The following is a 25,313-nucleotide window of genomic DNA, read 5'->3' as shown; positions in this document are numbered from 1 at the left end:
CTGCCCGACGGCTCGCCGGCGTGCGAGCACAAGCCCTACGGAGCATCGGGGGATGCACATGAACAGCGTTCCGCAGCACCTGCACAGCGAGGACCGCCAGGAATACGAGCGGATCCTCGATGAGGCGCTGCGCTCCGCCCAGTACCGTCCCGAACTGGCCGGTATAGGCCAGCGTCTGAACACCGAACAGCTGCGCACCATGGCGCTCAACGCCACCGCACTGATCACGGCGGCCGCGGCGACCGAGTACCAGCATTATGTGAAGGTCCGCGAGGAACTGCGCAATCCGGCGCGGTCCACCCCGGCCACCGTCCAGGACTCCGGCTCCGTGGAGCCGGGCACGGGCGGCTCGTTGGGGCTCGCCACCACCCTCGGCGAGGCGGCCGAGACGACCGGCGCCGGGGGCTTCGCCCTCGCCCTGGTCCTGGCGCCCGTGCTCGCCGGCACCGCCGCGGCGATATTCCTCCTCGTCGGCTACGTCCTGAAGATGCTGGACCCGGCCCCGGCGTTCGCCGAGACCATGCTCACGGCCGGCTGGGTGTTCGGCGCCGTGACCGCGGCCACCATCGTCATGGCCGGCACGGGGCTGCTGCTCACCGCACTGCGCAACAGTCCTTCGCTGGAGGCCGGAGCCTACGGCGAGCCCGACGGAGAGGTGGCCAAGGCCCGGGAGGCCTGGCGGGACGCCCTGCTGGAGCGCGGCATCCTGCCCTTCCTGCGGGAAGCGCTGGCCACCGACACCGGCACGGCCGGGCTGCGCAGTACGGCTCCGACGGGCCCAGCGGGCCGGATGCCGCGGCTCGGTTACGACCGTCCCGGCTTCAGCACCGACGACGGGGCCGCCCCGGCCTCTCGCCCGAGCTTCACCAGCCCGGACTACACCAGCCCGGACTTCGGAGGCCCGGAGCACCAGCCGGAATGACCCGGCCTGCGCCCCCTGGCCGGGGGCGCAGGCCGGACACCCGGCCCACGAGACCGCACCGGAGGACTGCCGGGAGACCCGCCCGCAGCACTCCGCCCGCGGCGGCCGTCAGTCCGCGATCGGCAGGTACACCCGGTTGCCGCCCGCCGCGAACTCCTTCGACTTCTGCAACATCCCCTCCGCGACCTCCTCGGGAGACGCCTCGTCGGCCGGCGCGCCGCCGAACCGCTCCGTGATGGTCTGGCTGATCTTCATCGAGCAGAACTTCGGCCCGCACATCGAGCAGAAGTGGGCCGTCTTCGCCGGTTCCGCCGGAAGCGTCTCGTCGTGGAACCCGCGGGCCGTGTCCGGGTCCAGGGCGAGGTTGAACTGGTCCTCCCAGCGGAACTCGAACCGGGCGTCGGACAGCGCGTCGTCCCACTCCTGCGCGCCCGGGTGGCCCTTGGCCAGGTCGGCCGCGTGGGCTGCGATCTTGTAGGTGATGACGCCGGTCTTGACGTCGTCCCGGTTGGGCAGGCCCAGGTGCTCCTTCGGCGTGACGTAGCAGAGCATCGCCGTACCCCACCAGGCGATCATCGCGGCACCAATGCCGGAGGTGATGTGGTCGTACGCCGGCGCGACGTCCGTGGTCAGCGGGCCGAGCGTATAGAACGGAGCTTCATCGCAGATCTCCTGCTGAAGGTCGATGTTCTCCTTGATCTTGTGCATCGGGACGTGACCCGGGCCTTCGATCATGGTCTGAACATGGAAACGCCTGGCGATCCGGTTGAGTTCCCCGAGCGTGCGCAGTTCCGCGAACTGGGCCTCGTCGTTGGCGTCCGCGATGGAGCCGGGGCGCAGCCCGTCCCCCAGGGAGTAGGTGACGTCGTAGGCGGCGAGGATCTCGCAGAGTTCCTCGAAGTTCTCGTACAGGAACGATTCCTTGTGGTGGGCGAGGCACCAGGCCGCCATGATCGAGCCGCCGCGCGAGACGATGCCGGTCTTGCGGTTGGCGGTGAGCGGCACGTACGGCAGGCGCACGCCCGCGTGGACGGTCATGTAGTCCACGCCCTGCTCGGCCTGTTCGACGACCGTGTCCTTGTAGATCTCCCAGGTCAGTTCCTCGGCCCTGCCGTCGACCTTCTCCAGGGCCTGGTAGAGCGGCACCGTGCCGATGGGGACAGGGGAGTTGCGCAGCACCCACTCGCGGGTGGTGTGGATGTTGCGACCGGTGGACAGGTCCATGACCGTGTCGGCGCCCCAGCGGGTCGCCCAGGTCATCTTCTCGACCTCCTCCTCGATGGAGGAGGTGACTGCCGAGTTCCCGATGTTGGCGTTGACCTTCACCAGGAACCGCTTGCCGATGATCATCGGCTCGATCTCCGGGTGGTTGACGTTGGCGGGCAGTACGGCCCTGCCTGCCGCTATCTCCTCGCGGACCACCTCGGGAGAAACGTTCTCGCGGATGGCCACGTACTCCATCTCCGGGGTGATCTCGCCCCGGCGTGCGTACGCGAGCTGCGTCACCGCCTCGCCGTTCCGGCCGCGCCGCGGCTGGCGTGGCCGGCCCGGGAAGACCGCGTCCAGGTTGCGCAGACCTCCGCGGGGCGAGGTGTGCTTGATCCCGTCGTCCTCGGGACGGACGGGACGGCCCGCGTACTCCTCGGTGTCGCCGCGGCCGACGATCCAGTTCTCCCGCAGCGGCGGCAGGCCCCTGCGGACGTCGGTCTCGACGAGCGGATCGGTGTACGGGCCTGAGGTGTCGTAGAGCGTCACCGACTGCCCGTTGCTGAGATGCACCTGACGGACCGGCACCCGCAGATCAGGGCGGGAGCCCTCGACATATCCCTTGTGCCAGCCGATGGACTTCCCGGCCTCCGGGTGAGTTTCCCCCGTGATGGGCTGTTCGTCCTGACTGGAGGCAGGCGTGCGTACGTCCTTGTTGGTCATGAGACCTACTCCCTACGCCGGCATTACCCGGTAACAGGTTCGGCGGTCGACGCAGCGGCTTCCGTCGGGCGGCGTTCCCTGTGAAACATCATTCGTTCCACGTGAAACATCGCAAATACGGAGGTCAGCGCCCTCTCAGCCCGGTGCTCCGAGCTCCCGCGTGTGCAAAGGTGCCTCCACGCTAGCGTCAATTCGGGCGCGGTGAACAGGGGGCCCTTGCCGTTCTTGCGATGATCGGGCGGTGACCTCGACACAGCAGCACCCTTACCCGCCCTCCGAGCCGCAGCGCGGCAACGGCGCCTCGCAGGGCGGCGGAACCGGCCACGGGGGCCATGGTGCCGGTGACGGCCACATCCACAGACAGGCCGAGCCGTACGACCACCACCAGGCTGCCGGCCACGCCCACGGCCCCGGCCAGAGCGGCCACGCGCACGGGCACAGCCACAGCCACGGGCCCGCCGCGCCCGTCTCCAAGCATCTACGCAAGGTCATCGCGGCGATCCTGATCCCCTTCACCGCCGCGGTCGTGGTCGGCCTGGTGCTGCTGTGGCCCGGCGGTGCCCCGCCGCACGAGCGCACCGGGGTGGGCTTCGACCGCCAGACCCAGGCGGCGACGGTCACCAAGGTCCTCTCGGTGAGCTGCAAGTCGGTCAACGCCTCAGGAGGCGGCTCGACGGACGACGCCTCCACCGCCGACGGCACGTCCTCGAAGCGGGAGGACGGCGGCACCTGCAAGAAGGCCACGGTCCGGGTCGACACCGGCAAGGACAAGGGCCGTACCTTCACCGAGATCGTGCAGCCCGACCAGTCACGGCAGTTGCACGAAGGCGAGAAGGTCGTGGCGGCGTACGAACCCTCCGCGCCCAAGGACCTGCAGTACTCGGTCACCGACGTGAACCGGAAGTTCCCGATGGCGCTGCTGGCCGGGATCTTCGCGCTCGCCGTCGTGGTGGTGGGCCGACTGCGTGGTGTGATGGCGCTGGTCGCGCTGGCCGTCAGCTTCCTGGTCCTGACCCTGTTCATCCTCCCGGCGGTCCTGCAGGGCTCCAATCCGCTGCTGGTGGCGGTGGTCGGGTCGAGTGCCATCATGCTGATCGCCCTGTACATGTGTCACGGGCTGTCCGCCCGGACCTCGGTGGCGGTGCTCGGCACGCTGGTCTCGCTGTGCCTGATCGGCCTGCTGGGCTCGGAGTTCATCGACTGGGCCGCACTCACCGGCAACACCGATGACAGCACCGGTCTGATCCACGGCCTGTATCCGTCGATCGACATGAGCGGTCTGCTGCTGGCCGGTGTCATCATCGGTTCGCTGGGTGTCCTGGACGATGTGACGGTGACACAGACCTCGGCGGTCTGGGAGCTGCACGAGGCCAACCCGACGATGGGCTGGCGCGGGCTGTACCGGGCTGGTATCCGCATCGGCCGCGACCACATCGCCTCGGTCGTCAACACCCTCGTACTGGCCTACGCGGGTGCCGCGCTGCCGCTGCTGCTGCTCTTCTCGATCGCGCAGAGCAGTGTGGCCACGGTCGCCAACAGCGAGCTGGTGGCCGAGGAGGTCGTGCGCACGCTGGTCGGCTCGATCGGCCTGGTCGCCTCGGTGCCGGTCACCACGCTGCTCGCGGCCCTGGTCGTGTCGGCCGACCGGGCGGGCACGGGAACGGCCGCGGCCATGGAGGCAGCGTCAGCCGGGCCGACCGCACCGCCGGCCCCGACGCACGGTGGCCGGGGGCGGCGCCGGAAACGGTGAGGCCGGCGCAGCGCGGCCGGGCCAGCGCGGCCGGGACACGGACATCGGTGATGCGGAGAGGTGTCGCGACTGACGTCGTGGACACGCAGAAGCGTTCCTGCGCGTCCGCACACGGCTCGACGGAGCGACGTGCGCCCCGTGCGGTACCTCTTCAGCCGGCGCTCTGCTCCTCGGCCAGGATGCGGTCGAGGGCCTCGTCGAGGTGCGCGTCGAAGTCGGCGAGCGAGCCCTCCTGGCCGAGCGGCACCAGTTTGTCCGTACGGTCGAGGAACGCCACCAGCGGCGGCGCGGAGGACCGGAACATCGCCTGGTCGCCACCGACCTGAAGCCGGATCAGGACCTCGCCCAGCACCTCGGCATCGGCGGGCGCGATGTGCACATCTCCCTCGCCGCACGGCCGTCCCACCCCGTCGATCAGCAGCTCCCGGCCGAAGGCCCAGGTGACCGGTGCGTCCCCGGGCAGATGGAAGGTGAGCCGGACGGCATAGGGATCACACGTCTCGTAGCGCAACTCCACGGGGATGCGGAAGGAGAGCTCCTCCGACACGAGAAAGCTCATCATGACTTCTGCTTGTACGGACTCGCGCATTGCCTACCCCGTCATATGACACCGACTGGCCGGGATTAATCCCTTGATGGTGGTCAAATCTTGCTGAACGTACACGTGAGATCACAAGGAGTGAGTTTTCAGATACTGATAGCGAGTGCCAGGGATCCCAGATGCCGGCCCACCTCGGCCTGCAACTGACGGACAGCGGGCAGCAGCCGGTCGGCCTGGTGCAGGGGCAGGGAGATGGCGATCGTGGCGGCGGTGGTGCCGACGGTCAGAGGAATGGCGGCACAGACGGTCCCCAGCGCGTACTCCTGGCGTTCCACCACCGGGGCCATCCGCCGCGTCCGCTCCAGCCGGCGCAGCAGCATCTGGCCGTCACGGACGGTGTAAGGAGTGATGGGCCGCACGGGATAGCGGCTCAGATGGTCACGGCGGACGTCGTCGTCCAGCTGGGAGAGAAGACACTGACCGATGGCGTGCGCGTGTCCGGTCTCGCGGAAGTCGGCCCACTCCTCCACCGCCGGAGCACCTGGGGAGTCGGCGACGCACATGACCTCGATCTCACCGTCCCGGTACATGGCGTAGTACACCGGGACACCGATCGAATCCCGCCAGTGAGCGAGGGTGTCGACGACCGCGCTGCGACGTTTCTGCTCTGCTCCGCTGCTGCTCAGTCGCTCCGCTGCCTCACCGAGGAAGAACAACCCCTTGTCCCGGCGCAGATAGCCCTCGTGGACCAGGGTGCGCAGCAGATGGTAGGCGGTGGGGAGGGCGAGGCCGGTCTCTCGGGCCAGTTGTTTGGCGGGGGCGCCGTGCGCGTGTCGGGCGACGCACTCAAGCAGGCGCATCGCGCGTTGCACGGAGCCGATGAGAGTGGCCGAGTGGGGCTGTGCGGGGACGGCGGGGGCGGCCGGCCGCTGCACGGGCGGTGTGCCGGAACGGCGTTGGGTCGGGGGTGGGGGATGTTCCGTGGGTACGGGGGCGGCGTCAAGCGTGGCCAAGGGTCACTCCCGGAGCGCGAGGGGTCAGCGACTCTAACCGTCCGGCGACGCTCCAGGTCGGCCCGCGCGGGAAACTTCCCTCCCCCGAGGGAACCGGTGAATCCTGTTACCGGCCACCGATTCCCGCGGACCTCACCAGTCGCTCTTCGACGAGGAGTTCGACATGAACTTCCGCACGATGTAGATCAGTCCGCCGACCAGGGCCACGAAGATCAGCAGCTTGAAGAGCAGGAAGACCACCCAGCTGATCACGGCCGTGATGAGACCGCCGAACACCACCAGCGCGATGACCGGCACCGCGATCCACTTCACCCACCACGGCAGCCCCGTGAAGATCTCCCGCATTGCCCTGTCCTCCGCCTTCTCGTGCACTCCGGCACGTACGGTCTCGTGCGTCCCGCACGATGCGTTGTCCTGCACTCGATGCTAGAGCCGCGAAGGGGCCGTACGGGGGCCCCGCATCCCTTGTCCTCCCCTGACCCTTCCCTTAGGGAACCCCGAGAGCGAGGTCAGGCCTCGGGGGGAGAGAAGACGACCAGAACCCGCAGATCCTCGCTGATGTGATGGAACTTGTGGGCCACCCCGGCCGGCACGTAGACCACGCTGCCCCGTGCCACCTGAGTGGTCTCCAGACCGACGGTGATCGCCGCGCGGCCGCTGACGACGAAGTAGACCTCGTCCTGGTTGTGCGGCTGCTGTGGGTCGTGCGAGCCCGCGTCGAGGGCGTAGAGGCCTACCGACATGTTCCGCTCCCGCAGGAACTGCAGGTAGGCCCCGTCGTTGGCGGCGCGCTCCGCCTCCAGTTCGTCCAGCCGGAATGCCTTCATCGCCGTTGTCGCCCTCGCCCCACTGCTCGTACCCGATCTCGTCTGCCACGATCAGACACATGATGAATTTCGTAGTCAAGACGATCGCCAACGCGGGCGCCCTGGCGGTCGCCGTATGGCTGCTCGACAAGATCACCCTGACCGGCGACAGCACCGCCAAGAAGGTCTGGACGCTGATCCTGGTGGCCCTGGTCTTCGGCCTGGTGAACTTCCTGGTCAAGCCGCTCGTCAAGATCCTGACCTTTCCGCTGTTCATCCTCACCCTGGGCCTGATCACCCTGGTGGTCAACGCGCTGATGCTGCTGCTGACGTCGTGGGTGTGCGGCAAGCTCGACCTGAGCTTCCATGTGGAGGGGTTCTGGACGGCCGTCCTGGGCGGTCTGATCATCTCCATCGTGTCCTGGGCCCTGAACATGATCCTTCCCGACACGGACTGAGCACCTGATGACCTATCGCGTCTGCTTCGTCTGCACCGGCAACATCTGCCGTTCCCCGATGGCCGAATCCGTCTTCCGTGCTCGCGTGGCCGAGGCCGGGCTCGACGACCGTGTCGAGGTCGACAGCGCCGGCACCGGTGGCTGGCACGAGGGCGACGGCGCCGACCCACGCACCGTCCGCGTCCTCAGGGAACACGGTTACGACGGCGACCACACCGCCCGCCAGTTCCATGCGTCCTGGTTCGCGCGCCTCGACCTCGTGGTCGCGCTCGACTCCGGCCATCTCAAGGCGCTGCGCCGCCTGGCCCCCACCGAGGAGGACGCCCGCAAGGTGCGCCTGCTGCGCTCCTACGACCCGGCCGCGGGTGACGAGGCGGACGTACCGGATCCGTATTACGGCGGTCTGGACGGCTTCGAGGAATGTCTTGAGATGGTGGAGGCGGCGAGCGAGGGCCTGCTCGCCGCCGTGCGGGACGAAGTGGAGGGTAGGACGGCATGAGCGAGGCGACCATGGGCGAGGGCACGCGCGCGGTGCGCGCGGGGCTGCCCGAGCCGGTCAAGAACGAGCCGACCCTGCCCGGGCCGGTCTTCGCGGCGCATTTCCATCTGCCGGGCGACGTGAGCGGGCCGTACGCCTACGGGCGTGAGGAGAACCCGACCTGGACCCATCTGGAACGGGCCATCGGCGAGCTGGAGGCACCCGGTGAAGAGGTCGAGACGCTGGTGTTCGCCTCCGGGGTGGCGGCCATCTCGGCGGTGCTCTTCTCGCAGCTGAGCGCCGGGGACGCGGTCGTCCTGCCGTCAGACGGCTACCAGGTGCTGCCCCTGGTCCGCGCCCAGCTGGAGGCGTACGGCATCGAGGTGCGCACCGCTCCCACGGCCGGCGACGCCCAGCTCGACGTCCTTGACGGGGCGAAGCTGCTGCTGATCGAGTCTCCGTGCAACCCCGGGCTCGACGTCTGCGACATCCGGCGCCTCACCGGGGCGGCGCACGCGCGTGGTGCCCTCGTCGCCGTCGACAACACGCTCGCCACCCCGCTCGGCCAGCGCCCGCTGGCGCTGGGCGCCGACTTCTCCCTGGCCAGCGGCACCAAGCAGCTCACCGGCCACGGGGACGTGCTGCTGGGCTACGTCAGCGGGCGCGATGCGGCGGCGATGGCGGCCGTACGCCGCTGGCGCAAGATCATCGGGGCGATCGCCGGCCCCATGGAGGCCTGGCTGGCGCATCGCTCGCTGGCCACCCTCCAGTTGCGGGTGGACAGGCAGAACGCGACGGCCCAGCTGCTGGCGGAGGCGTTGCGCGAGCGGCCCGAGGTGAGCGGGCTGCGCTACCCGGGGCTTTCCGACGACCCCGCGCACAAGATCGCCGCACAGCAGATGCGCCGCTACGGCTCGGTGATCTCCTTCACGCTGTCCACGCGCGCGCGTGCCGAGCGTTTCCTTGGGGCCCTGCGGCTGGTCGATGACGCGACGAGCTTCGGCGGGGTGCGCTCCACGGCCGAGCGGCGGCGGCGTTGGGGCGGGGACGACGTGCCGGAGGGCTTTATCCGACTGTCGGTCGGGGCCGAGGATCCCGATGATCTGGTGGCCGATGTGCTGCGCGCGTTGGACGAGTCGGATCAGTGACCGGATTACGGACGACTCCACGGATCCGGTCGCACCTATCGGACGGTCCGAGCCTCCCCCCTCGTGGCTCGGACCGTCCCGGTTCCCGCGCGCCAAGAACCGCGCGACCAAGGCTAGTTGACTCTGCGTCAGTGTCCAATCACTGTAGCGGCAGAGACCTATCGACTTATTTATAGTTGGGAACCTGCCCAAGGGCCGGAAAGGGGCAAGGCGAAAAGGGAGGGTGTGCGATGGATCTGGCCTTGCTGCGCACCTTCGTCACCGTTCACCGGGCCGGCTCGTTCACGCGTGCCGCCGCTCTGCTCGGTCTCTCCCAGCCGGCCGTGACCTCCCAGATCCGGACCCTGGAGCGACAACTGGGGCGCCCGCTCTTCCTGCGCCAGGCCCGCGGGGTGACTCCCACGAGCATCGGCGACGAACTCGCCCACAAAGCCGCACCGCACCTCGACGCTCTCGTGGAGATAGCGGAACACGGCCTCGACGACGAGTCCTCGACACGCACCCTGCACCTCGCCGGGCCGCCCGAGTTCACCGCGGAGCGCGCCCTCCCCGCTCTCACGGAGCTCACCGGCGACGACGGCCGGCGCTTCGCGCTGCGCGCCTCGTTCGGGAACGCGGAGGAGACCCTGGAAGGACTCTCCGCCGGCCACCATGACCTGGCCATCAGTACGGTCCGGCCGCGTGGCGCCCTGCTCACCGCCAGCGCGCTCTGCGACGAGGAGCACGTACTGGTCGCCGCTCCGCGCTGGGCCGAGGAGACAGGCGCCGACAAGGTGTGCGGCAAGGGCGCGGCCGCCCTGGAGAACCTGCCGGTCGTCGAGGTCCATGAGTCGCTGCCGTTCGTCTCACGCTACTGGGGTTCCGTCTTCGACACGCGTCCCGCCGCCTCGGGTACCGTCGTGGCACCCGATCTGCGTGCGGTCCTCGCGTGCACGGTCGCGGGCGCCGGCCTCGCGGTGCTGCCCCGGTATCTGTGCACCGCCGCCCTGGACCGCGGTGAGGTCGTGGCACTGCATGATCCCGCGGTACCTCCGCTGCGGACGTACTTCCTCGTGGTGCGCACCGGCACGCTCGCCCTGCCGCATGTCGCGCGAGCGCACGACTGGCTCCAGCGCGCGGCCGCGGACTGGGACTGACCGTGGAGCGGGGCGCAGGCACGCAGGACGGGCGGGGCGCAGGGGGAGCGCGTTCGGCGGGGTTGACGCAGCGTCTCCGTGCCGTGGCACTTCGCGATGTTTCACGTGGAACCAGCTGGGCCACATTTCTCCCATGACCGTCCGACCCGTGGTCAAGCGCACCGCCCGTGCCGTTCTACTCGACGGCGACGACCTGATCCTGATCAAGCGCACCAAGCCTGGTGTCGATCCCTACTGGGTCACCCCCGGTGGCGGAGTCGAGCCTGAGGACAGCACCGTCGTCGACGCCCTGCACCGCGAGGTGGACGAGGAGCTCGGCGCCAAGATCACCGACGTGGTGCCCTGCTTCGTCGACACCGTGGAGCACATCGGCGAGAGCGGCAGTGCGACTGGCGTGAAGGTGCAGCACTTCTTCGTCTGTCGGCTGGAGTCCATGGACCCCGCCCTGCGGCACGGCCCCGAAGTCGATGAGCCCGCCGGCGAGTACGAGATCGTCCGAGTCCCCTTCACCCGCGTGGGGATCGCCTCCGTGCACCTCGTACCGCTGTCACTGCGGCACTACTTGGACGGCAACATCGAAGGCGTGCGGGCGATGCACGCTCCGGACCTCGGCTGACGGTCAGTCGCCGGGTGCGACCATTTCCGCTGGCGAGTCGTGCCGGATGCGGTGCGCGGGGATGCCGACGTTCCGCAACGCGGTGATCCCGTTGCGGATCATCCCCGGCGGCCCGGAGAGACAGGCGTCGTGCTCGGTCCACGGGCCGTATTCGCGGACGGCGTCGGGGAGCTGCACGTGCGCCCGCTGGTCGACGACCGCGCGGACCGTGAGCCAGGGATGGTTCTGCTGGAGCCGAAGCAAGGTTTCCATGTCATACAGCTCGTGGTCGGTACGGGCGCCGTAGAACACGTCCACCGGGCGGCGCGAGCCGCGTTCGGCGAGGTCTTCGACCATTGCCTTGATGGGCGCGATGCCCGTGCCACCGCCCAGGCAGAGCAGTCCGTTGTCCTTGGTGTGGTCGACGGTCATCGAACCACCGGGCGGACCGAGACGAAGGACGTCGCCGGGACGGGCCCGGTGCACCAGCGAGTTGGAGGCCCAGCCTGCCGGGACGGCCTTCACATGGAACGTGAGCAGACCGTCCGAGCGGGGTGCGGAGGCGAAGGAGTAATGCCGCCACACCCGCGGCCACCAGGGTGTCTCCAGGCTCGTGTACTGCCCGGCAACGAAGGGATAGGGGTGGTCCGGACGGACGGTGAGCACGGCGACGTCCGAGGTCCTGAGCTCGTGAGCGACGATCTCCGCGTGCCACCATGCCGGGGCGCGCAAGTCGTCCGTGGCCGCCGCGTCGATCATCACCTGCGACATCGTCGTGTACGTCCGTACCCAGGCCGCCTCCGTCTCGCGGTCCCAGATGCCTGTGGCGTACGTGCTGAGTGCGCCGATCAGACACTCGCCGACGGCCGGGTAGTGCTCGGGCCGGGTCCCGTACTTGCGGTGGCCGCGGCCCAGGTTCTGGAGGTACTCGACCAGGGCGGGTGTGTGGTCGATGCGCTCGGCCGCGGTGAGCAGCGCCTTGAACAACCGGTCCCGCTGGGTGTCCATGGCCGCTGGGAACAGCGAGCGCAGTTCGGGATGGCGGACGAAGAGCAGAGCGTAGAAGTACGAGGTGACTTTGTCGGCGATCGGTCCGACCTCGGCCATGGTGCTGCGGATACGGATAGCGTCCGAGGAAGCGGTCTGCGGCTGCGGCCCGTCCGACGGGGCCTGAGTGGCTCCCTGACGGCGGGCGGGCGCTGCGGAGGAGGCGACCGCGGGCCTGTCGTGGGACACGAACCAGCCGCCTCCACCGGCCCCGTCGTCGTTCGCCGACGTAGTGGTCGGAGCGTCCATGCTGTGCCCTCGCCTCGAACGTCTTGCGGTCGGTCTGCGCACTTCACTCGGCAGGTGGTGACATTCCCCTGTTGACGGTGGCTCTCCCGCTCAGGCCCCGTGGCCGATACGGCCACATTGAACCCGCGATTCCCCCGCCTACTGACAAGTAGGGCGAGAGTGTGACTTGGGCCGCAATACTCGCGACAGAGCGCACCGCCCCGGACATGAACCGGAGCCGACCCTATCGGCCGTCGCCATGCGCACACGTCCCCGCCTTTCTCGGGAAACCCGCGGCGGGCGACCATCCGTGCTCTCATGATCGACCACCCGTGGCCAAAAGCGCGTGCGTCTGCCCTGAAAGCGCTGGACGCCGGGGGCGTCGGTCGGCGAGCCTGACCTTCGTGTCCACTCGCCCCGACGCCGCTCCGCCCATTCGCCGACTGACGCCACGCGATCTCAGCGCCTGCGCCGACTTGTCCGAGGATCGGGGGTGGCCCCGCGAGGAACACAAGTGGCGCTTGCTGCTCACTGCCGGAAAGGGATACGGCATCGACGACCCCGCCGGAGGCCTGGTCGCCGCCTGTGTCATCACGGAGTACGGCCCCAGGGAACGGCCTCACCTCGGCGCGGTCGGCATGGTCCTGGTCGCCGAACGCCACGCTCGACAGGGCATCGGGCGCCGGCTGATGCGGCACGTCGTCTCGGTGATGGGAACGACTCCCCTGACCCTGTACGCCACCCCGAACGGCCGTCCGCTCTACGAGGAGCTGGGATTCAAGGTCACCGGACATGCGGAGATGCTGTCCGGTCCCTTCACCCCGGGTGGGCCGAAGCCCCGGGTGGCGACTCGGGCGGCCACCGCGGAGGACCTCGGTTCCATCCTCAGGCTGGACGAGGAGGTGTTCGGCGCCGACCGCACCCTCCTCATCACTCGGCTGCCGGCGTTCTCGGACCTGCTGCATGTCGCCGTGGACGACGGGCGGATCGTCGGGTACGCGGCCGCCTGGCCCAACATGGACACCCATGTCGTCGGTCCCTTGATCGCGCGTGACACCGAGACGGCGAAAGCCCTGGTGACGTCGCTCGCCAGGCACAGTGATCGCCCACTCCGTACCGACATCGACGTCCGGCACGAAGAGCTGCTGGCCTGGGCGAAGGCACGGGGGCTGGTGTCCGTCGCCATGAACTCCGTCATGACCTACGGCATCACCGAGTCGCCCGGAGACTGGACCCGACGGTTCGCCCCCCTGACGGTCGCGGCGGGCTGAAGCCTTCGGCACGGCGACATGCCGGCTCCCGCCACAGGGGGCGGCATTCCACGTCCGGCGCACCGGCCGTCAGTGGTCGACAGATGCCCGCTGTTCCGCGGGCGTGGCCCCGGAGATCACCGCGCTCGGGGAGCTGCCGCGGCGCTCCAAGGCGGCTGAGAGAAGGGCGAGGACCAGGGCGGCGGCGGCGAGGGCGGCGCCCACCCAGTTGGGTGAGGTGTAGCCGAGTCCTGCGGCGATCACGAGGCCGCCCAGCCAGGCGGACAGGGCGTTGCCGAGGTTGAACGCGCCGATGTTCACGGCGGAGGCCAGGGTGGGGGCGCCGTGGGCGTGGTCGAGGACCCGCTTCTGGAGCGGCGGGACGGTGGCGAAGCCCAGGGCACCGATCAGGGCGACGGTCACAGCAGCCGCCACCTTGTTGTGCGCGGTGAGCGTGAAGAGCGCGAGGACCACGGCCAGGGCGCTCAGGGACACGTACAGCATGGGCATCAGGGCGCGGTCGGCGAACCTGCCACCGACGAGGTTGCCGCCCACCATGCCGAGGCCGAAGAGGACCAGCAGCCAGGTCACGGAGCCATCGGCGAAGCCGGCGACACGGGTCATCATCGGCGCGATGTAGGTGATGGCCGCGAAGACACCGCCGAAGCCGAGGACGGTCATCGCCATGGCGAGCAGGACCTGGGCGTTCTTGAACGCGGCCAGCTCGTGCCGCAGGTGCACGCCTTGAGGCCTGGGCAGTTCGGGGACCAGCTTGGCGATACCGGCCAGACCGACGACACCGAGAGCGGCGACGACGGCGAAGGTGACGCGCCAGCCGACGTGCTGCCCCACCAGGGTGCCGAGCGGGACGCCGACGACATTGGCGACGGTGAGGCCGGTGAACATCATCGCGATGGCCCCAGCCTTCCTGCTGGGGGCGACCAGCTCGGCCGCGACGACAGAGCCGATGCCGAAGAAGGCACCGTGGGCGAGGGAGGCGACCACACGGCCGATCAGCATGACGGAGAAGGTGGGAGCCACGGCGGACAGCAGATTCCCGGCGATGAACAGCCCCATCAGCAGCATCAGCATTCGCTTGCGCGGGACCTTGGTGCCCAGGACGGTCATCAGCGGGGCGCCGATGACCACACCGAGCGCGTAGCCCGTCACCAGCAGACCGGCGGTGGGGATGGAGACTCCGAAGTCACCGGCGACTTCCGGCAGCAGACCCATGATCACGAATTCCGTCGTTCCTATTCCGAAGGCCCCGATCGCGAGGGCCAGGAGCGCGAGTGGCATGGGGTTCGACCTTCCAAGTGATTGCACATGCATTTTACGAGCGTCCACAATAATTGCATACGCTGGATATATGCAAACGCGGGCTATCGCGAAGGTGCTCTATCCTGACTGCAGCCGCTCCGGGACGGAGGAACCGCCAATGACAGCGACAGACCCCGCGCCCACCGCCCTCGCCCAGGGGTGGTGCGCCCTCTCTCTCCTGCACGGGAGGATCGAAGCTCACATCGAGCGCGCCCTTCAGGCCGGACACGACCTGAGCGTGCGCGAGTACTCCCTGCTCGACGTCCTCAGCCGGCAGCACGACGGCGAAGGGGGCCATCTGCAGATGAAGCAGGTCGCCGACGCAGTCGTGCTCAGCCAGAGCGCCACCACGCGGCTGGTCACACGCTTGGAGGAGCGCGGCCTTCTGGAGCGCTATCTGTGCCCGACCGATCGCCGTGGCATTTACACGAACGTCACCGAGGCGGGTCTTCTGCTGCTGGAAGAGGCTCGCCCCACCAACGACACGGCGCTGCGCGAGGCCCTCGACGAGGCGGCCAGGAACCCGGAGCTGGCCCCGCTGGTCCATGCCGTGGAGTCGCTGCACGTGTCCGCATAGGCTGCGGGTATGGGAGACCTTGACATACGCGCCGCGGTCGCCGACGACATCCCGGCAATCGTAGGCATGCTCGCCGACGACCCGCTGGGCGCAGAACGCGAATCACCGGACGACCTGACGCCCTATTTCAGCGCCCTGGACCGGCTCAGCGCCGACCCCAACCAGCAGTTGGTCGTCGCCGTCCGTGAGGGCCGTGTCGTCGGTACCCTCCAACTCACGGTCATTCCCGGGCTGTCGAGACGCGGAGCCACCCGGTCCATCATCGAAGCCGTGCGCATCCACGCCGACGAGCGCGGCAGCGGGTTGGGGACCCGCTTCATCGAGTGGGCGATCGACGAATCCCGTCGCCAGGGATGCCGATTGGTCCAGCTGACCTCGGACGCGTCACGGATCGACGCCCATCGCTTCTACGAGCGGCTCGGCTTCACCGCCTCACACGTGGGCTTCAAGCTCAACATCTGAACCCCAGCGGTGTGCGGGCGGTGTTTCACGTGAAACACCGCTCTGCTCTCTCGTCCGCTAACGGATCCCCCGCCATCCCTCGGGGTCCACTCCACCGGGAACGGGAGCGGCCTCGTCGTACGGCTGACGCGTGAACACGAACGACCCGAGGTCCAGGTGGGTCACGGCGCCTTCCGGGCTCCGTACGGGACGGAGCAGCTCCCCGGCGTAGTAACCCTCCAACCCGGTCCATGTGCCGTCGCCGTTGGCACAGAGACGGGTTCGGCGCCCGGCACCGGTCAACGGCCCGAGCGAGATGAGCCCGTCGGCCGTCACCCGCAGCACGAAGGCGTGCGTGCCCCAGTACCACGGGCCCGCCAACTCAAGTACCGAGGGCTCGACTCGGGTCAGAGGCCGCCACGGCTCGGGGATACGCGGCTCGGCCTCCGCGACGATACGGACGAGGTCGGCTCCGGTGGCCGCCAACAGCGGGCCCGAAGTGCAGTTGGCCAGCACCACGGCCGCAACGTCGTCCTCCACGCTGATGGTCAGGTTGGCCAGGAAACCGGGCAGCGAGCCGGAGTGTCCGACGAGCAGCCTGCCGTCACGGCGCTGGATCTGCAGGCCAAGTCCATAGGTGGCGCCGTCCAGTACGTCGGCCGGCTCGGAGGGGGCAGCCGGGGTGCGCATCTCCCGCACCGACTCGGCGCTGAGCACTCGATCGTCCCCGGCCGCCAAGAACACGGCGAAGCGTGCCAGATCGCCGGTGGTCGACCAGAGCTGCCCGGCCGGTGCCATCCGGCCGAGGTCCTCCGAGGGTTCAGGGAGCATGGCATCGGCCCAGGGGTGCACCGCCCAGCCACCGGCGTGCGGCGCCCGCGGCTGGGTGCTCGTGCGCGCGAGGCCGAGGGGTTCGAGGACCTCCCGCCGCAGCACATCCTCCCAGGGGACACCGCGGACTTCCTCGACCAGTGCACCGAGCAAGGTGTAGCCGGGGTTCGAATAGTGGTGCCGCCGCCCGACCGGGTGCAGTTGGGGCTGCTCGCCGAGGACATCACTCAGCTCCGGCCGCAGCGAGCCCGGGGTGCGTTCCCACCACGGGGCCGGTGACTCCGCTGCCAGACCTCCGGTATGGGCGAGGAGTTCGGCGATGGTGGCCTCCCCCGCGCCGGTGCCCGGAAGGTGTTTCTCCAAGGCGTCCCCGAGGTCGAGCAGCCCTTCGTCACGAAGCCTCAGGACCAGAACGGCCGTGAAGGTCTTGGTGATCGAACCGATCCGGTACTGCACGTCCTCGTCCGGCCCATGGCCGTCCACCGAAGTCCGCGCCCCGTGCCAGACGGTCCGGCCGTCCCGCACCACGGCCGCAACGAGTGACGGCGCCCTGCCCTCGGACTGGGCCACGGCGATCCGATGCAGCAGCGCCCGCCGAGTGGCGGGGAGCAGGTCTTCCTGGAATGTCGTCATGAGCCCAGTCCACCTGGTGGGCGGGCCGACGTCGAGTCCGTGTGGGGTGACTCCGCTCAGTCAGCGACGTCCCCGGCGGGAATCACGTCTGTGCCATGTCCACGAAGCGGGAGTAGTGGCCCTGGAAGGCCACGGTGATCGTCGCCGTAGGACCGTTTCGGTGCTTGCCGACGATGATGTCCGCCTCGCCCGCGCGCGGCGACTCCTTCTCGTAGGCATCCTCGCGGTGGAGCAGGATGACCATGTCGGCGTCCTGCTCGATGGATCCCGACTCACGCAGGTCGGACACCATCGGCTTCTTGTCCGTACGCTGCTCGGGGCCACGGTTGAGCTGTGAGAGCGCGATCACCGGGACCTCCAGCTCCTTCGCCAGCAGCTTCAGGTTTCGGGACATGTCCGAGACCTCCTGCTGGCGGCTCTCGGAGCGCTTGCCACCGGACTGCATCAACTGGAGATAGTCGATGATCACCAGCTTGATGTCGTTGCGCTGCTTGAGCCGGCGGCACTTCGCGCGGATCTCCATCATCGACAGGTTCGGGGAGTCGTCGATGTACAGGGGCGCGGCCGAGACGTCGGGCATCCGGCGGGCCAGCCGGGTCCAGTCCTCGTCCGTCATCGTGCCGGACCGCATGTGGTGCAGGGCGACCCGGGCCTCCGCGGACAGCAGACGCATCGCGATCTCGTTGCGGCCCATTTCGAGGGAGAAGATGACGCTGGGCAGATTGTGCTTGATCGACGCGGCCCGCGCGAAGTCCAGCGCGAGGGTGGACTTGCCCATGGCGGGACGGGCGGCGATGACGATCATCTGGCCGGGATGCAGGCCGTTGGTGAGCGAGTCCAGGTCGGTGAAGCCGGTCGGGACACCGGTCATCTCGCCGGTACGGGAGCCGATCGCCTCGATCTCGTCGAGTGCGCCCTCCATGATGTCGCCGAGCGGCAGGTAGTCCTCGCTGGTCCGCTGCTCGGTGACCGCGTAGATCTCGGCCTGGGCACTGTTGACGATCTCGTCGATGTCACCGTCGGCCGCGTATCCCATCTGGGTGATGCGCGTCCCGGCCTCGACCAAGCGGCGCAGTACGGCCCGCTCATGGACGATCTCCGCGTAGTACTCGGCATTCGCCGCCGTCGGCACCGTCTGGACGAGGGTGTGCAGATAGGAGGCGCCACCGACCTTGTTGATCTCACCCCGCTTGGTGAGCTCGGCGGCGATGGTGATGGGGTCGGCCGGCTCGCCCTTCGCGTAGACGTCGAGGATCGCCTGGTAGATCGTCTCGTGGGCGGGCTTGTAGAAGTCGTGGCCCTTGAGGATCTCGACGACGTCGGCGATGGCGTCCTTGGAGAGCAGCATGCCGCCGAGCACGGACTGCTCGGCGTCCAGGTCCTGCGGGGGGACCCGCTCGAAGGTGGTACCACCACCGTCCCAGTCCCCGCTGTCCCGGCCCCGGTCGTGCCGGTCGTCCCGACCACGGCCGCCGTCACCCCGTCGGCGGGAGGCGGGCAGACGATCACCGGGACCGGCGTCGGCCCACGGGTCGTCCAAGGGCTCGGAAATGCTCACCGAGCCACCTCCTCCCGTCCGCACCGCGGACCTCGCCACGCCCTCTTTTGTACGGCACGGCACTGACAACTGAGACGCCCGATTCCGGTTCTGGACGCGTCGGTTTTGTGAGGTTTCCGAGGCCGCGACAAGGAGCGGGTGCCGGACCACCGTAGGCCCGCGGGCACCGTCAGCCAATCTGGTTATCCACAGGCCATGTGGACGACCGCCCGTATGCTGTGGAGAACCCGCCAAAACCTGTGCACGACGCGGTGGACAGCCCTGTGAACAAGCCCTCGATCTCTGTCCACAACCCGTTCTGAACTGCGGCTTTCCCATCCACCGGCTGTGCAGAAGAAAAACTTTCCCAGTCGGACCAAGATCGCCTCGAACAGTGCGCGACAACGTGGACAACACAGCCATCAGTAAGGGATGCGAGCACGTTGCATCTATTACCTGTGGACGATTAGATTGGCGCCCATGTCACAGGCTCCCGCGATCCCCAAGGCCACTCGACGGCGGCACGACCGAGAGATCGTCGCACTGGCCGTCCCGGCCTTCGGCGCACTCGTCGCCGAGCCGCTTTTCGTCATGGCCGACAGTGCGATCGTCGGTCATCTCGGCACCGCACAGCTCGCCGGTCTCGGGGTTGCCTCGGCCCTGCTCACCACCGCTGTGAGCGTCTTCGTCTTCCTCGCCTACGCCACCACGGCCGCCGTCGCCCGCAGGGTGGGCGCCGGCGATCTCCAGGCAGCGGTCCGACAGGGCATGGACGGCATCTGGCTGGCCCTCCTGCTCGGCGCCGCGGTCATCGCCGTGGTTCTGCCCCTCGCACCAGGCATCGTGGATGCCTTCGGCACCTCGGTCACCGCAACCCCCTACGCGACCGCTTACCTGAGGATTTCCTCCCTCGGTATCCCGGCCATGCTGGTCGTGCTCGCCGCCACTGGCGTCCTGCGCGGCCTCCAGGACACCCGCACGCCGCTGTACGTCGCCGTGGCGGGGTTCGTCGCGAACGCCGGGCTCAACGCCGCGCTCGTCTACGGTGCCGGCCTGGGCATCGCCGGCTCCGCCTGGGGCACGGTCATCGCCCAGTGCGGGATGGCGACGGTCTATCTGACCGTCGTCGTGCGTGGCGCGCGCAGACACGGGGCGTCGTTGCGTCCCGACGTTGCCGGGATACGGGCCTCGGCACAGGCCGGCGCACCGCTGCTCATCCGAACGCTCTCGCTGCGGGCGATTCTCATGATTGCCACCGCCGTGGCGGCCCGGTTGGGAGACGCAGACATCGCCGCCCATCAGATCGTGCTGTCCTTGTGGAGCCTGCTGGCTTTCGCCCTGGACGCGATCGCGATTGCGGGACAGGCCGTCATCGGCCGCTATCTGGGAGCGGGTGACGCGGTCGGCGCCCGCGAGGCCTGCCGTCGCATGGTGCAGTGGGGCATCGTCACCGGAGCAGCCCTGGGCCTGCTGGTGATCGCGGCCCGGCCGCTTTTCCTTCCCTTGTTCACCGGTGACCCCGGTGTGAAGGACGCCGCCCTGCCCGCGCTGCTCATCGTGGCGTTCTCCCAGCCGGTTTCCGGAGTGGTCTTCGTTCTCGACGGCGTACTGATGGGTGCCGGAGACGGGCGGTATCTCGCCGGGGCCATGGTCCTGACTCTTGTGGTCTTCACGCCCGTGGCGCTGCTGGTGCCCACCTTCGGCGGCGATCTCACGGCGCTCTGGGGAGCCATGACGCTGATGATGACCGTGCGGATGCTCACCCTCTGGCTGCGCGCCCGCTCCGGCCGCTGGATGGTGACCGGCGCGACGCGATGAGCGCCGTTTCGACGCCGGTTTCACGTGAAACACAGGCCCCCAGCACCAAACCAACGGGGCCGCACCCTCACGGGTGCGGCCCCTTTCAGCTACTGCTCAGACCGAGCGCAGCGTCAGGCCGCGACGACCTCGATGTTGACCTTGGCGTCAACCTCGGGGTGCAGACGCACGGACGTCTCGTGGGCGCCCAGGGTCTTGATCGGCGAACCGACCTCGATACGGCGCTTGTCGACCTCGGGGCCACCGGCAGCCTTGATCGCCGAAGCGATGTCGGCCTGGGTGACGGAACCGAAGAGGCGACCGGCGTCGCCGGCACGGACGGCCAGGCGGACCTTGACGCCCTCAAGCTGGGCCTTCACCTGGTTGGCCTGCTCGATGGTCTGGATCTCGTGGATCTTGCGAGCACGACGGATCTGCTCGACGTCCTTCTCGCCGCCCTTGGTCCAGCGGATAGCGAACTTCCGCGGGATCAGGTAGTTGCGAGCGTAGCCGTCCTTGACGTCGACGACGTCGCCGGCAGCACCGAGGCCAGAGACCTCGTGGGTGAGGATGATCTTCATGAGTCGGTCACCCTTCCCTTAGCGCGCGGTGGACGTGTAGGGCAGCAGCGCCATCTCACGGCTGTTCTTGACGGCCGTGGCGACGTCACGCTGGTGCTGCGTGCAGTTGCCGGTCACGCGGCGGGCACGGATCTTGCCGCGGTCGGAAATGAACTTCCGCAGCATGTTCGTGTCCTTGTAGTCCACGTACGTGACCTTGTCCTTGCAGAAAGCGCAGACCTTCTTCTTCGGCTTGCGCACAGGCGGCTTCGCCATGGTGTTTCTCCTGTGTGATCAAGAAGTGGGGATGCGAGCCTTCGGCCCTTAGAAGGGAGGCTCGTCCGAGTAGCCGCCACCGCCGCCGGAGCCGCCGCCCCAGCCGCCGCCACCCTGGTTGCCGCCACCGGCCGGAGCGCCGGAAGCCCAGGGGTCGTCGTTGGGAGCGCCGCCCTGCTGGCCGCCGCCGGAGCCGCCGCCCCAGCCGCCGCCACCCTGGCCGCCACCGCCGCCGTAACCGCCCTGGCCACCGCGGCCGGCACCGCCGGCGGTCTTGGTGACCTTGGCCGTGGCGCTCCGCAGGCTGGCGCCGACTTCCTCGACGTCCAGCTCGTAGACCGTGCGCTTGACACCCTCACGGTCCTCGTAGGACCGCTGCTTCAGTCGGCCCTGCACGATGACGCGCATGCCTCGCTGAAGCGACTCCGCGACGTTCTCCGCCGCCTGACGCCAGACCGAGCAGGTCAGGAACAGGCTCTCGCCGTCCTTCCACTCGTTCGTCTGCCGGTCGAAGGTGCGGGGGGTGGACGCGACACGGAACTTCGCGACCGCCGCACCGGAGGGGGTGAAGCGCAGCTCGGGGTCATCGACAAGATTGCCGACGACCGTGATGACGGTCTCGCCTGCCATGGGGGAACCTCTCGGCGGGTTTGCTGCTGGCTGCTTGTGCTGCTACTCGAAATCCCGAGATCGGCTGAGCGGTGAGCTCAGTGGGTCTCGGGACGGAGGACCTTGGTCCGGAGGACCGACTCGTTCAGGTTCATCTGGCGGTCGAGCTCCTTGACGACCGCAGGCTCGGCCTGCAGGTCGATGACCGAGTAGATGCCCTCGGGCTTCTTCTTGATCTCGTACGAGAGACGACGACGGCCCCAGGTGTCGACCTTCTCGACCTTTCCGTTGCCCTCACGGACGACGGAGAGGAAGTTCTCGATCAGGGGGGCGACGGCGCGCTCCTCCAGATCGGGGTCGAGGATGACCATCACCTCGTAGTGACGCATGTGGAACCCACCTCCTTTGGACTCAGCGGCCACGGTCGTTCCGTGGCAGGAGGGTTGTGATGCGTGCGCAACGGTAGCCGCCGCCACTGACATTCGGGGGTTTCCCGCTGGGATCCCCGTCAGGGCATGGGCAGACACCGGTGCAGACGGTACAGAGTACCCGCACACCCGCTTCCGGTTGAAATCAGGCCGCCGGGCCCCTCAATCTGTACACATCGGGTGTGTACGGCGCTACGATGCGCCGCTCTTCCGCAGGAGGTGCCCTATGGCACAGGCATTGCGACCCAACACCGCCGGATCCCTGTTCGCCACCGACGGCAAAACCCATCCGCTCCAGGACTCGCTGATGGCAGCGACGTTGGCGCTCGGGCTGATCGCCTTCATCACGTCGTTCTTCCACAGCCTGCACCTGCTCAGCTCCTGGACCGGCCTGATCGGTATCTTCACCGGTCTGTACGGACAGTGGATCTCGATCACCACGCGCGAGCGCTTCGGTCTGATCCTGGGTCTCGGTGCCTCGGGCATCGGCTTCTTCATCGGCATGGCGAACGGCGGCCTGTTCGGCTGAGCCAGGCACCCGCACACCACCCTGGAACGCCCCGGCCGGACAGGAGCCGGGGCGTAGGTGGCGTACGCCCAGTCAGGCCATGGGCAAGGCGCAGTAGGCTTCGGCGCGTGAGCCGGAGCCCCTGAACCCATGGGGACACACCAGCCCGAGGAGCGCCCCGACATGAGCCTGACCCTGAGGACCATCAGCCGCGAACAGCATCTGGCGTACATCCAGAGCCTGCAGGCGGCGAGCCACATGCAGGTCCCGGCCTGGGCCGATGTCAAGGCGGAATGGCGATCGGAGAACCTCGGCTGGTTCGACGACCGCACCGGTGAGATGGTCGGCGCGGGCCTGGTGCTGTACCGCCAGCTGCCCAAGATCAAGCGCTACCTCGCCTACCTTCCCGAGGGACCGGTCATCAACTGGTTCGCGCCGAACCTCGACGAGTGGCTCCAGCCGATGCTGGCCCATCTGAAGCAGCAGGGCGCGTTCTCGGTGAAGATGGGCCCGCCGGTGATCATCCGGCGCTGGGAGGCCAACTCCATCAAGCAGGGCATCCAGGACCAGGACGTGAAGCGCCTGCGCGACATCGAGGCCGACTTCATCGAGCCGCGCGCCTTCGAGGTGGCGGACAAGCTGCGCCGGATGGGCTGGCAGCAGGGCGAGGACGGCGGCGCCGGCTTCGGTGACGTGCAGCCCCGCTACGTCTTCCAGGTGCCGTTGGCGAACCGTTCCCTGGAAGAGGTCCACAAGAACTTCAACCAGTTGTGGCGGCGCAACATCAAGAAGGCCGAGAAGGCCGGCGTCGAGGTCGTGCAGGGCGGCTACCAGGACCTCGCGGAGTGGCAGCGGCTGTACGAGATCACGGCGGTGCGCGACCACTTCCGGCCGCGCCCGCTGTCGTACTTCCAGCGCATGTGGACGGCCCTCAACACCGAGGACCCGAACCGGATGCGGCTGTACTTCGCCCGGCACAACGGGGTCAACCTGTCGGCGGCGACCATGCTGATCGTCGGCGGGCACGTCTGGTACTCCTACGGCGCGTCCGACAACATCGGCCGTGAGGTGCGGCCCTCGAACGCCATGCAGTGGCGGATGCTGCGCGACGCCTACGCGCTCGGCGCCACCGTCTACGACCTGCGCGGCATCTCCGACTCGCTGGACGAGACGGACCACCTGTTCGGCCTGATCCAGTTCAAGGTGGGCACCGGTGGCGAGGCTGCCGAATACCTCGGCGAATGGGACTTCCCGCTGAACAAGCTGCTCCACAAGGCGCTCGACATCTACATGTCGCGCCGCTGATGTCACGCTCCGTGCTTCTATAGCCCTGAACACACGTGGTCCTCTGCCACACCCCAGCCACCCAGAAAGGTTCCAGGTCCGGCCATGGCGCTCACGCTCTACGTCGACACCGCGCGCTGGCGGGCGCACCACAAGCACGTGCAGGAGCAGTTCCCGGGCCTGGTCCCGGTCTGCAAGGGCAACGGCTACGGCTTCGGGCACGAGCGGCTGGCGGAGGAGGCCACGCGGCTCGGCTCGGACATCCTCGCCGTCGGCACGACGTACGAGGCCGCGCGCATCAAGGACTGGTTCGGCGGCGACCTGCTGGTGCTGACGCCCTACCGGCGCGGTGAGGAGCCGGTGCCGCTGCCCGACCGGGTCATCCGCTCGGTTTCGTCCATCGACGGTGTGTACGGCCTGGTGGGCGCGCGGGTGGTCATCGAGGTGATGTCCACGATGAAGCGGCACGGCATCAGCGAGCAGGACCTGCCGCAGCTCCACTCGGCCATTGAGAACGTCCGGCTGGAGGGCTTCGCCATCCATCTGCCGCTGGACCGTACCGACGGCTCGGACGCCGTCGAGGAGGTCATCGGCTGGATGGACCGGCTGCGCGCGGCGCGGCTGCCGTTGCACACGATGTTCGTCAGCCACCTCAAGGCCGACGAACTCGCCAGGCTGCAGCAACAGTTCCCGCAGACCCGGTTCCGGGCCCGGATCGGCACTCGGCTGTGGCTGGGGGACCACGACGCCACCGAGTACCGCGGGGCGGTCCTGGACGTCACCCGTGTCACCAAGGGCGACCGATTCGGTTACCGGCAGCAGAAGGCGGCCTCGGACGGCTTCCTGGTGGTCGTGGCGGGCGGTACGTCGCACGGAGTGGGCCTGGAGGCTCCCAAGGCCCTGCACGGCGTCATGCCGCGCGCCAAGGGCGTCGCACGGGCCGGCCTGGCCACGGTGAACCGGAACCTTTCCCCGTTCGTCTGGGGCGGCAAGCAGCGCTGGTTCGCGGAGCCGCCGCACATGCAGGTGTCGATCCTGTTCGTGCCGTCGGACGCCCCGGAGCCGAAGGTCGGCGAGGAGCTGGTGGCCCACCTGCGGCACACCACGACCCAGTTCGACCGTCTCGTGGACCGCTGACCGTCCGCCGGACGTGGGGTCGGGCCCGCGCCCCGGGAGCAGGGGGCGCCCGCCGAGAAGGCCGCCCCCCCCCC

The 25,313-nt window shown here is 68.7% G+C and carries 27 protein-coding genes and 1 riboswitch; of the genes, 14 read left to right on the top strand and 13 right to left on the bottom strand.

What is annotated here, in order from left to right; genetic code table 11:
* Positions 1–52 precede the first annotated feature (52 nt).
* Positions 53–922, top strand: a complete 870-nt coding sequence (locus tag AB0M11_RS06595; RefSeq protein ID WP_365702084.1) for a hypothetical protein — start codon at positions 53–55, stop codon at positions 920–922.
* A 108-nt stretch (positions 923–1,030) separates the two neighbouring features.
* Here the strand turns inward: AB0M11_RS06595 and thiC are convergent, their stop codons facing one another.
* Entirely contained in the window at positions 1,031–2,851 is a 1,821-nt protein-coding gene (gene thiC / locus AB0M11_RS06590) for a phosphomethylpyrimidine synthase ThiC (protein ID WP_365702082.1), read from the bottom strand.
* Positions 2,844–3,021: riboswitch (TPP riboswitch) on the bottom strand. It overlaps the preceding gene by 8 nt.
* A gap of 71 nt (positions 3,022–3,092) precedes the next feature.
* On the opposite strand from thiC, the gene AB0M11_RS06585 reads away from it, so the two are divergent.
* Entirely contained in the window at positions 3,093–4,601 is a 1,509-nt protein-coding gene (locus AB0M11_RS06585; RefSeq protein ID WP_365702080.1) for a YibE/F family protein, read from the top strand.
* 151 nt (positions 4,602–4,752) lie between these two features.
* Here AB0M11_RS06585 and AB0M11_RS06580 read toward each other — a convergent pair whose 3' ends face one another.
* From AB0M11_RS06580 to AB0M11_RS06565, 4 genes are all read right to left on the bottom strand, one after another.
* Positions 4,753–5,190 (bottom strand): SsgA family sporulation/cell division regulator, encoded by a 438-nt coding sequence (locus AB0M11_RS06580; RefSeq protein ID WP_365702077.1) that lies wholly within the window; start codon positions 5,188–5,190, stop codon positions 4,753–4,755.
* A gap of 98 nt (positions 5,191–5,288) precedes the next feature.
* A complete protein-coding gene (locus AB0M11_RS06575; protein WP_365702075.1) occupies positions 5,289–6,014 on the bottom strand; it encodes a helix-turn-helix domain-containing protein in 726 nt (241 codons plus the stop codon).
* Between the two features lie 273 nt (positions 6,015–6,287).
* Positions 6,288–6,500, bottom strand: coding sequence for a DUF5326 family protein (locus AB0M11_RS06570; protein ID WP_089100495.1), 213 nt, complete (start codon positions 6,498–6,500; stop codon positions 6,288–6,290).
* A 164-nt stretch (positions 6,501–6,664) separates the two neighbouring features.
* A complete protein-coding gene (locus tag AB0M11_RS06565) occupies positions 6,665–6,982 on the bottom strand; it encodes a cupin domain-containing protein (protein ID WP_181808054.1) in 318 nt (105 codons plus the stop codon).
* A gap of 59 nt (positions 6,983–7,041) precedes the next feature.
* Here AB0M11_RS06565 and AB0M11_RS06560 point away from each other — a divergent pair, with 59 nt between their 5' ends.
* The 5 genes from AB0M11_RS06560 (at position 7,042) to AB0M11_RS06540 (ending at position 10,797) form a co-directional block, all read left to right on the top strand.
* On the top strand, positions 7,042–7,419 hold the full coding sequence (locus AB0M11_RS06560; RefSeq protein ID WP_365702073.1) for a phage holin family protein: 378 nt from the start codon (positions 7,042–7,044) through the stop codon (positions 7,417–7,419).
* A 7-nt stretch (positions 7,420–7,426) separates the two neighbouring features.
* On the top strand, positions 7,427–7,918 hold the full coding sequence (locus AB0M11_RS06555; protein ID WP_365702071.1) for a low molecular weight protein-tyrosine-phosphatase: 492 nt from the start codon (positions 7,427–7,429) through the stop codon (positions 7,916–7,918).
* Positions 7,915–9,045, top strand: coding sequence for a cystathionine gamma-lyase (locus AB0M11_RS06550; protein WP_365702069.1), 1,131 nt, complete (start codon positions 7,915–7,917; stop codon positions 9,043–9,045). The genes AB0M11_RS06555 and AB0M11_RS06550 overlap by 4 nt, the downstream gene beginning before the upstream one ends.
* Before the next feature lie 230 nt (positions 9,046–9,275).
* Positions 9,276–10,181, top strand: a complete 906-nt coding sequence (locus AB0M11_RS06545; protein WP_365702067.1) for a LysR family transcriptional regulator — start codon at positions 9,276–9,278, stop codon at positions 10,179–10,181.
* A 133-nt stretch (positions 10,182–10,314) separates the two neighbouring features.
* Positions 10,315–10,797, top strand: coding sequence for an NUDIX hydrolase (locus AB0M11_RS06540; protein WP_365702065.1), 483 nt, complete (start codon positions 10,315–10,317; stop codon positions 10,795–10,797).
* Positions 10,798–10,800: 3 nt separating this feature from the next.
* Here the strand turns inward: AB0M11_RS06540 and AB0M11_RS06535 are convergent, their stop codons facing one another.
* Positions 10,801–12,072 (bottom strand): globin domain-containing protein, encoded by a 1,272-nt coding sequence (locus AB0M11_RS06535; RefSeq protein ID WP_365702063.1) that lies wholly within the window; start codon positions 12,070–12,072, stop codon positions 10,801–10,803.
* 383 nt (positions 12,073–12,455) lie between these two features.
* On the opposite strand from AB0M11_RS06535, the gene AB0M11_RS06530 reads away from it, so the two are divergent.
* Positions 12,456–13,322 carry a GNAT family N-acetyltransferase gene (locus AB0M11_RS06530; protein WP_365702061.1) on the top strand — a complete coding sequence of 289 codons (867 nt, stop codon included), beginning with the start codon at positions 12,456–12,458 and terminating at the stop codon, positions 13,320–13,322.
* A gap of 69 nt (positions 13,323–13,391) precedes the next feature.
* Here the strand turns inward: AB0M11_RS06530 and AB0M11_RS06525 are convergent, their stop codons facing one another.
* Positions 13,392–14,600, bottom strand: coding sequence for an MFS transporter (locus AB0M11_RS06525; RefSeq protein ID WP_365702058.1), 1,209 nt, complete (start codon positions 14,598–14,600; stop codon positions 13,392–13,394).
* A 139-nt stretch (positions 14,601–14,739) separates the two neighbouring features.
* On the opposite strand from AB0M11_RS06525, the gene AB0M11_RS06520 reads away from it, so the two are divergent.
* Positions 14,740–15,198, top strand: coding sequence for a MarR family transcriptional regulator (locus AB0M11_RS06520; protein WP_365702056.1), 459 nt, complete (start codon positions 14,740–14,742; stop codon positions 15,196–15,198).
* Positions 15,199–15,207: 9 nt separating this feature from the next.
* Positions 15,208–15,660, top strand: a complete 453-nt coding sequence (locus tag AB0M11_RS06515; protein ID WP_365702054.1) for a GNAT family N-acetyltransferase — start codon at positions 15,208–15,210, stop codon at positions 15,658–15,660.
* 57 nt (positions 15,661–15,717) lie between these two features.
* Here the strand turns inward: AB0M11_RS06515 and AB0M11_RS06510 are convergent, their stop codons facing one another.
* A complete protein-coding gene (locus AB0M11_RS06510; RefSeq protein ID WP_365702052.1) occupies positions 15,718–17,103 on the bottom strand; it encodes a serine hydrolase domain-containing protein in 1,386 nt (461 codons plus the stop codon).
* Positions 17,104–17,185: 82 nt separating this feature from the next.
* Positions 17,186–18,661, bottom strand: a complete 1,476-nt coding sequence (dnaB, locus tag AB0M11_RS06505; protein ID WP_365702050.1) for a replicative DNA helicase — start codon at positions 18,659–18,661, stop codon at positions 17,186–17,188.
* Between the two features lie 459 nt (positions 18,662–19,120).
* Between dnaB and AB0M11_RS06500 the strand changes: the two genes are divergently transcribed.
* Positions 19,121–20,458, top strand: a complete 1,338-nt coding sequence (locus tag AB0M11_RS06500; RefSeq protein WP_365702048.1) for an MATE family efflux transporter — start codon at positions 19,121–19,123, stop codon at positions 20,456–20,458.
* Positions 20,459–20,571: 113 nt separating this feature from the next.
* Here AB0M11_RS06500 and rplI read toward each other — a convergent pair whose 3' ends face one another.
* The 4 genes from rplI to rpsF all read right to left on the bottom strand — a co-directional run bounded on the left by rplI (position 20,572) and on the right by rpsF (position 22,271).
* Positions 20,572–21,018, bottom strand: a complete 447-nt coding sequence (rplI, locus tag AB0M11_RS06495; RefSeq protein ID WP_365702046.1) for a 50S ribosomal protein L9 — start codon at positions 21,016–21,018, stop codon at positions 20,572–20,574.
* Positions 21,019–21,036: 18 nt separating this feature from the next.
* Positions 21,037–21,273, bottom strand: coding sequence for a 30S ribosomal protein S18 (gene rpsR / locus AB0M11_RS06490; RefSeq protein ID WP_003949403.1), 237 nt, complete (start codon positions 21,271–21,273; stop codon positions 21,037–21,039).
* Between the two features lie 48 nt (positions 21,274–21,321).
* Complete coding sequence (locus AB0M11_RS06485; RefSeq protein WP_365702044.1) at positions 21,322–21,903, bottom strand: single-stranded DNA-binding protein; 582 nt, start codon at positions 21,901–21,903, stop codon at positions 21,322–21,324.
* 77 nt (positions 21,904–21,980) lie between these two features.
* On the bottom strand, positions 21,981–22,271 hold the full coding sequence (gene rpsF / locus AB0M11_RS06480; protein ID WP_005482942.1) for a 30S ribosomal protein S6: 291 nt from the start codon (positions 22,269–22,271) through the stop codon (positions 21,981–21,983).
* A gap of 265 nt (positions 22,272–22,536) precedes the next feature.
* Between rpsF and AB0M11_RS06475 the strand changes: the two genes are divergently transcribed.
* From AB0M11_RS06475 to AB0M11_RS06465, 3 genes are all read left to right on the top strand, one after another.
* Positions 22,537–22,839, top strand: coding sequence for a hypothetical protein (locus tag AB0M11_RS06475; protein ID WP_365702042.1), 303 nt, complete (start codon positions 22,537–22,539; stop codon positions 22,837–22,839).
* A 162-nt stretch (positions 22,840–23,001) separates the two neighbouring features.
* The gene (gene femX, locus AB0M11_RS06470) at positions 23,002–24,123 is read left to right on the top strand and encodes a peptidoglycan bridge formation glycyltransferase FemX (protein WP_365702040.1); all 1,122 of its coding nucleotides are present in this window, start codon (positions 23,002–23,004) and stop codon (positions 24,121–24,123) included.
* Between the two features lie 84 nt (positions 24,124–24,207).
* Positions 24,208–25,239 carry an alanine racemase gene (locus tag AB0M11_RS06465; protein ID WP_365702038.1) on the top strand — a complete coding sequence of 344 codons (1,032 nt, stop codon included), beginning with the start codon at positions 24,208–24,210 and terminating at the stop codon, positions 25,237–25,239.
* Positions 25,240–25,313: the final 74 nt, after the last annotated feature.

Source organism: Streptomyces sp. NPDC051987, assembly GCF_040680735.1.
Classification (GTDB): domain Bacteria; phylum Actinomycetota; class Actinomycetes; order Streptomycetales; family Streptomycetaceae; genus Streptomyces.
The sequence above is the reverse complement of the archived record's forward strand: the minus strand, read 5'-3'. Positions and strand labels throughout refer to the sequence as shown.

Coding starts and splice junctions, on each gene's coding strand:
- AB0M11_RS06595 (WP_365702084.1), top strand. CDS start 53: ATGCACATGAACAGCGTTCCGCAGCACCTGCACAGCGAGGACCGCCAG.
- thiC (WP_365702082.1), bottom strand. CDS start 2,851: ATGACCAACAAGGACGTACGCACGCCTGCCTCCAGTCAGGACGAACAG.
- AB0M11_RS06580 (WP_365702077.1), bottom strand. CDS start 5,190: ATGCGCGAGTCCGTACAAGCAGAAGTCATGATGAGCTTTCTCGTGTCG.
- AB0M11_RS06570 (WP_089100495.1), bottom strand. CDS start 6,500: ATGCGGGAGATCTTCACGGGGCTGCCGTGGTGGGTGAAGTGGATCGCG.
- AB0M11_RS06565 (WP_181808054.1), bottom strand. CDS start 6,982: ATGAAGGCATTCCGGCTGGACGAACTGGAGGCGGAGCGCGCCGCCAAC.
- AB0M11_RS06560 (WP_365702073.1), top strand. CDS start 7,042: ATGATGAATTTCGTAGTCAAGACGATCGCCAACGCGGGCGCCCTGGCG.
- AB0M11_RS06555 (WP_365702071.1), top strand. CDS start 7,427: ATGACCTATCGCGTCTGCTTCGTCTGCACCGGCAACATCTGCCGTTCC.
- AB0M11_RS06550 (WP_365702069.1), top strand. CDS start 7,915: ATGAGCGAGGCGACCATGGGCGAGGGCACGCGCGCGGTGCGCGCGGGG.
- AB0M11_RS06545 (WP_365702067.1), top strand. CDS start 9,276: ATGGATCTGGCCTTGCTGCGCACCTTCGTCACCGTTCACCGGGCCGGC.
- AB0M11_RS06540 (WP_365702065.1), top strand. CDS start 10,315: ATGACCGTCCGACCCGTGGTCAAGCGCACCGCCCGTGCCGTTCTACTC.
- AB0M11_RS06535 (WP_365702063.1), bottom strand. CDS start 12,072: ATGGACGCTCCGACCACTACGTCGGCGAACGACGACGGGGCCGGTGGA.
- AB0M11_RS06525 (WP_365702058.1), bottom strand. CDS start 14,600: ATGCCACTCGCGCTCCTGGCCCTCGCGATCGGGGCCTTCGGAATAGGA.
- AB0M11_RS06520 (WP_365702056.1), top strand. CDS start 14,740: ATGACAGCGACAGACCCCGCGCCCACCGCCCTCGCCCAGGGGTGGTGC.
- AB0M11_RS06515 (WP_365702054.1), top strand. CDS start 15,208: ATGGGAGACCTTGACATACGCGCCGCGGTCGCCGACGACATCCCGGCA.
- AB0M11_RS06510 (WP_365702052.1), bottom strand. CDS start 17,103: ATGACGACATTCCAGGAAGACCTGCTCCCCGCCACTCGGCGGGCGCTG.
- AB0M11_RS06500 (WP_365702048.1), top strand. CDS start 19,121: ATGTCACAGGCTCCCGCGATCCCCAAGGCCACTCGACGGCGGCACGAC.
- rplI (WP_365702046.1), bottom strand. CDS start 21,018: ATGAAGATCATCCTCACCCACGAGGTCTCTGGCCTCGGTGCTGCCGGC.
- rpsR (WP_003949403.1), bottom strand. CDS start 21,273: ATGGCGAAGCCGCCTGTGCGCAAGCCGAAGAAGAAGGTCTGCGCTTTC.
- AB0M11_RS06485 (WP_365702044.1), bottom strand. CDS start 21,903: ATGGCAGGCGAGACCGTCATCACGGTCGTCGGCAATCTTGTCGATGAC.
- rpsF (WP_005482942.1), bottom strand. CDS start 22,271: ATGCGTCACTACGAGGTGATGGTCATCCTCGACCCCGATCTGGAGGAG.
- AB0M11_RS06475 (WP_365702042.1), top strand. CDS start 22,537: ATGGCACAGGCATTGCGACCCAACACCGCCGGATCCCTGTTCGCCACC.
- femX (WP_365702040.1), top strand. CDS start 23,002: ATGAGCCTGACCCTGAGGACCATCAGCCGCGAACAGCATCTGGCGTAC.
- AB0M11_RS06465 (WP_365702038.1), top strand. CDS start 24,208: ATGGCGCTCACGCTCTACGTCGACACCGCGCGCTGGCGGGCGCACCAC.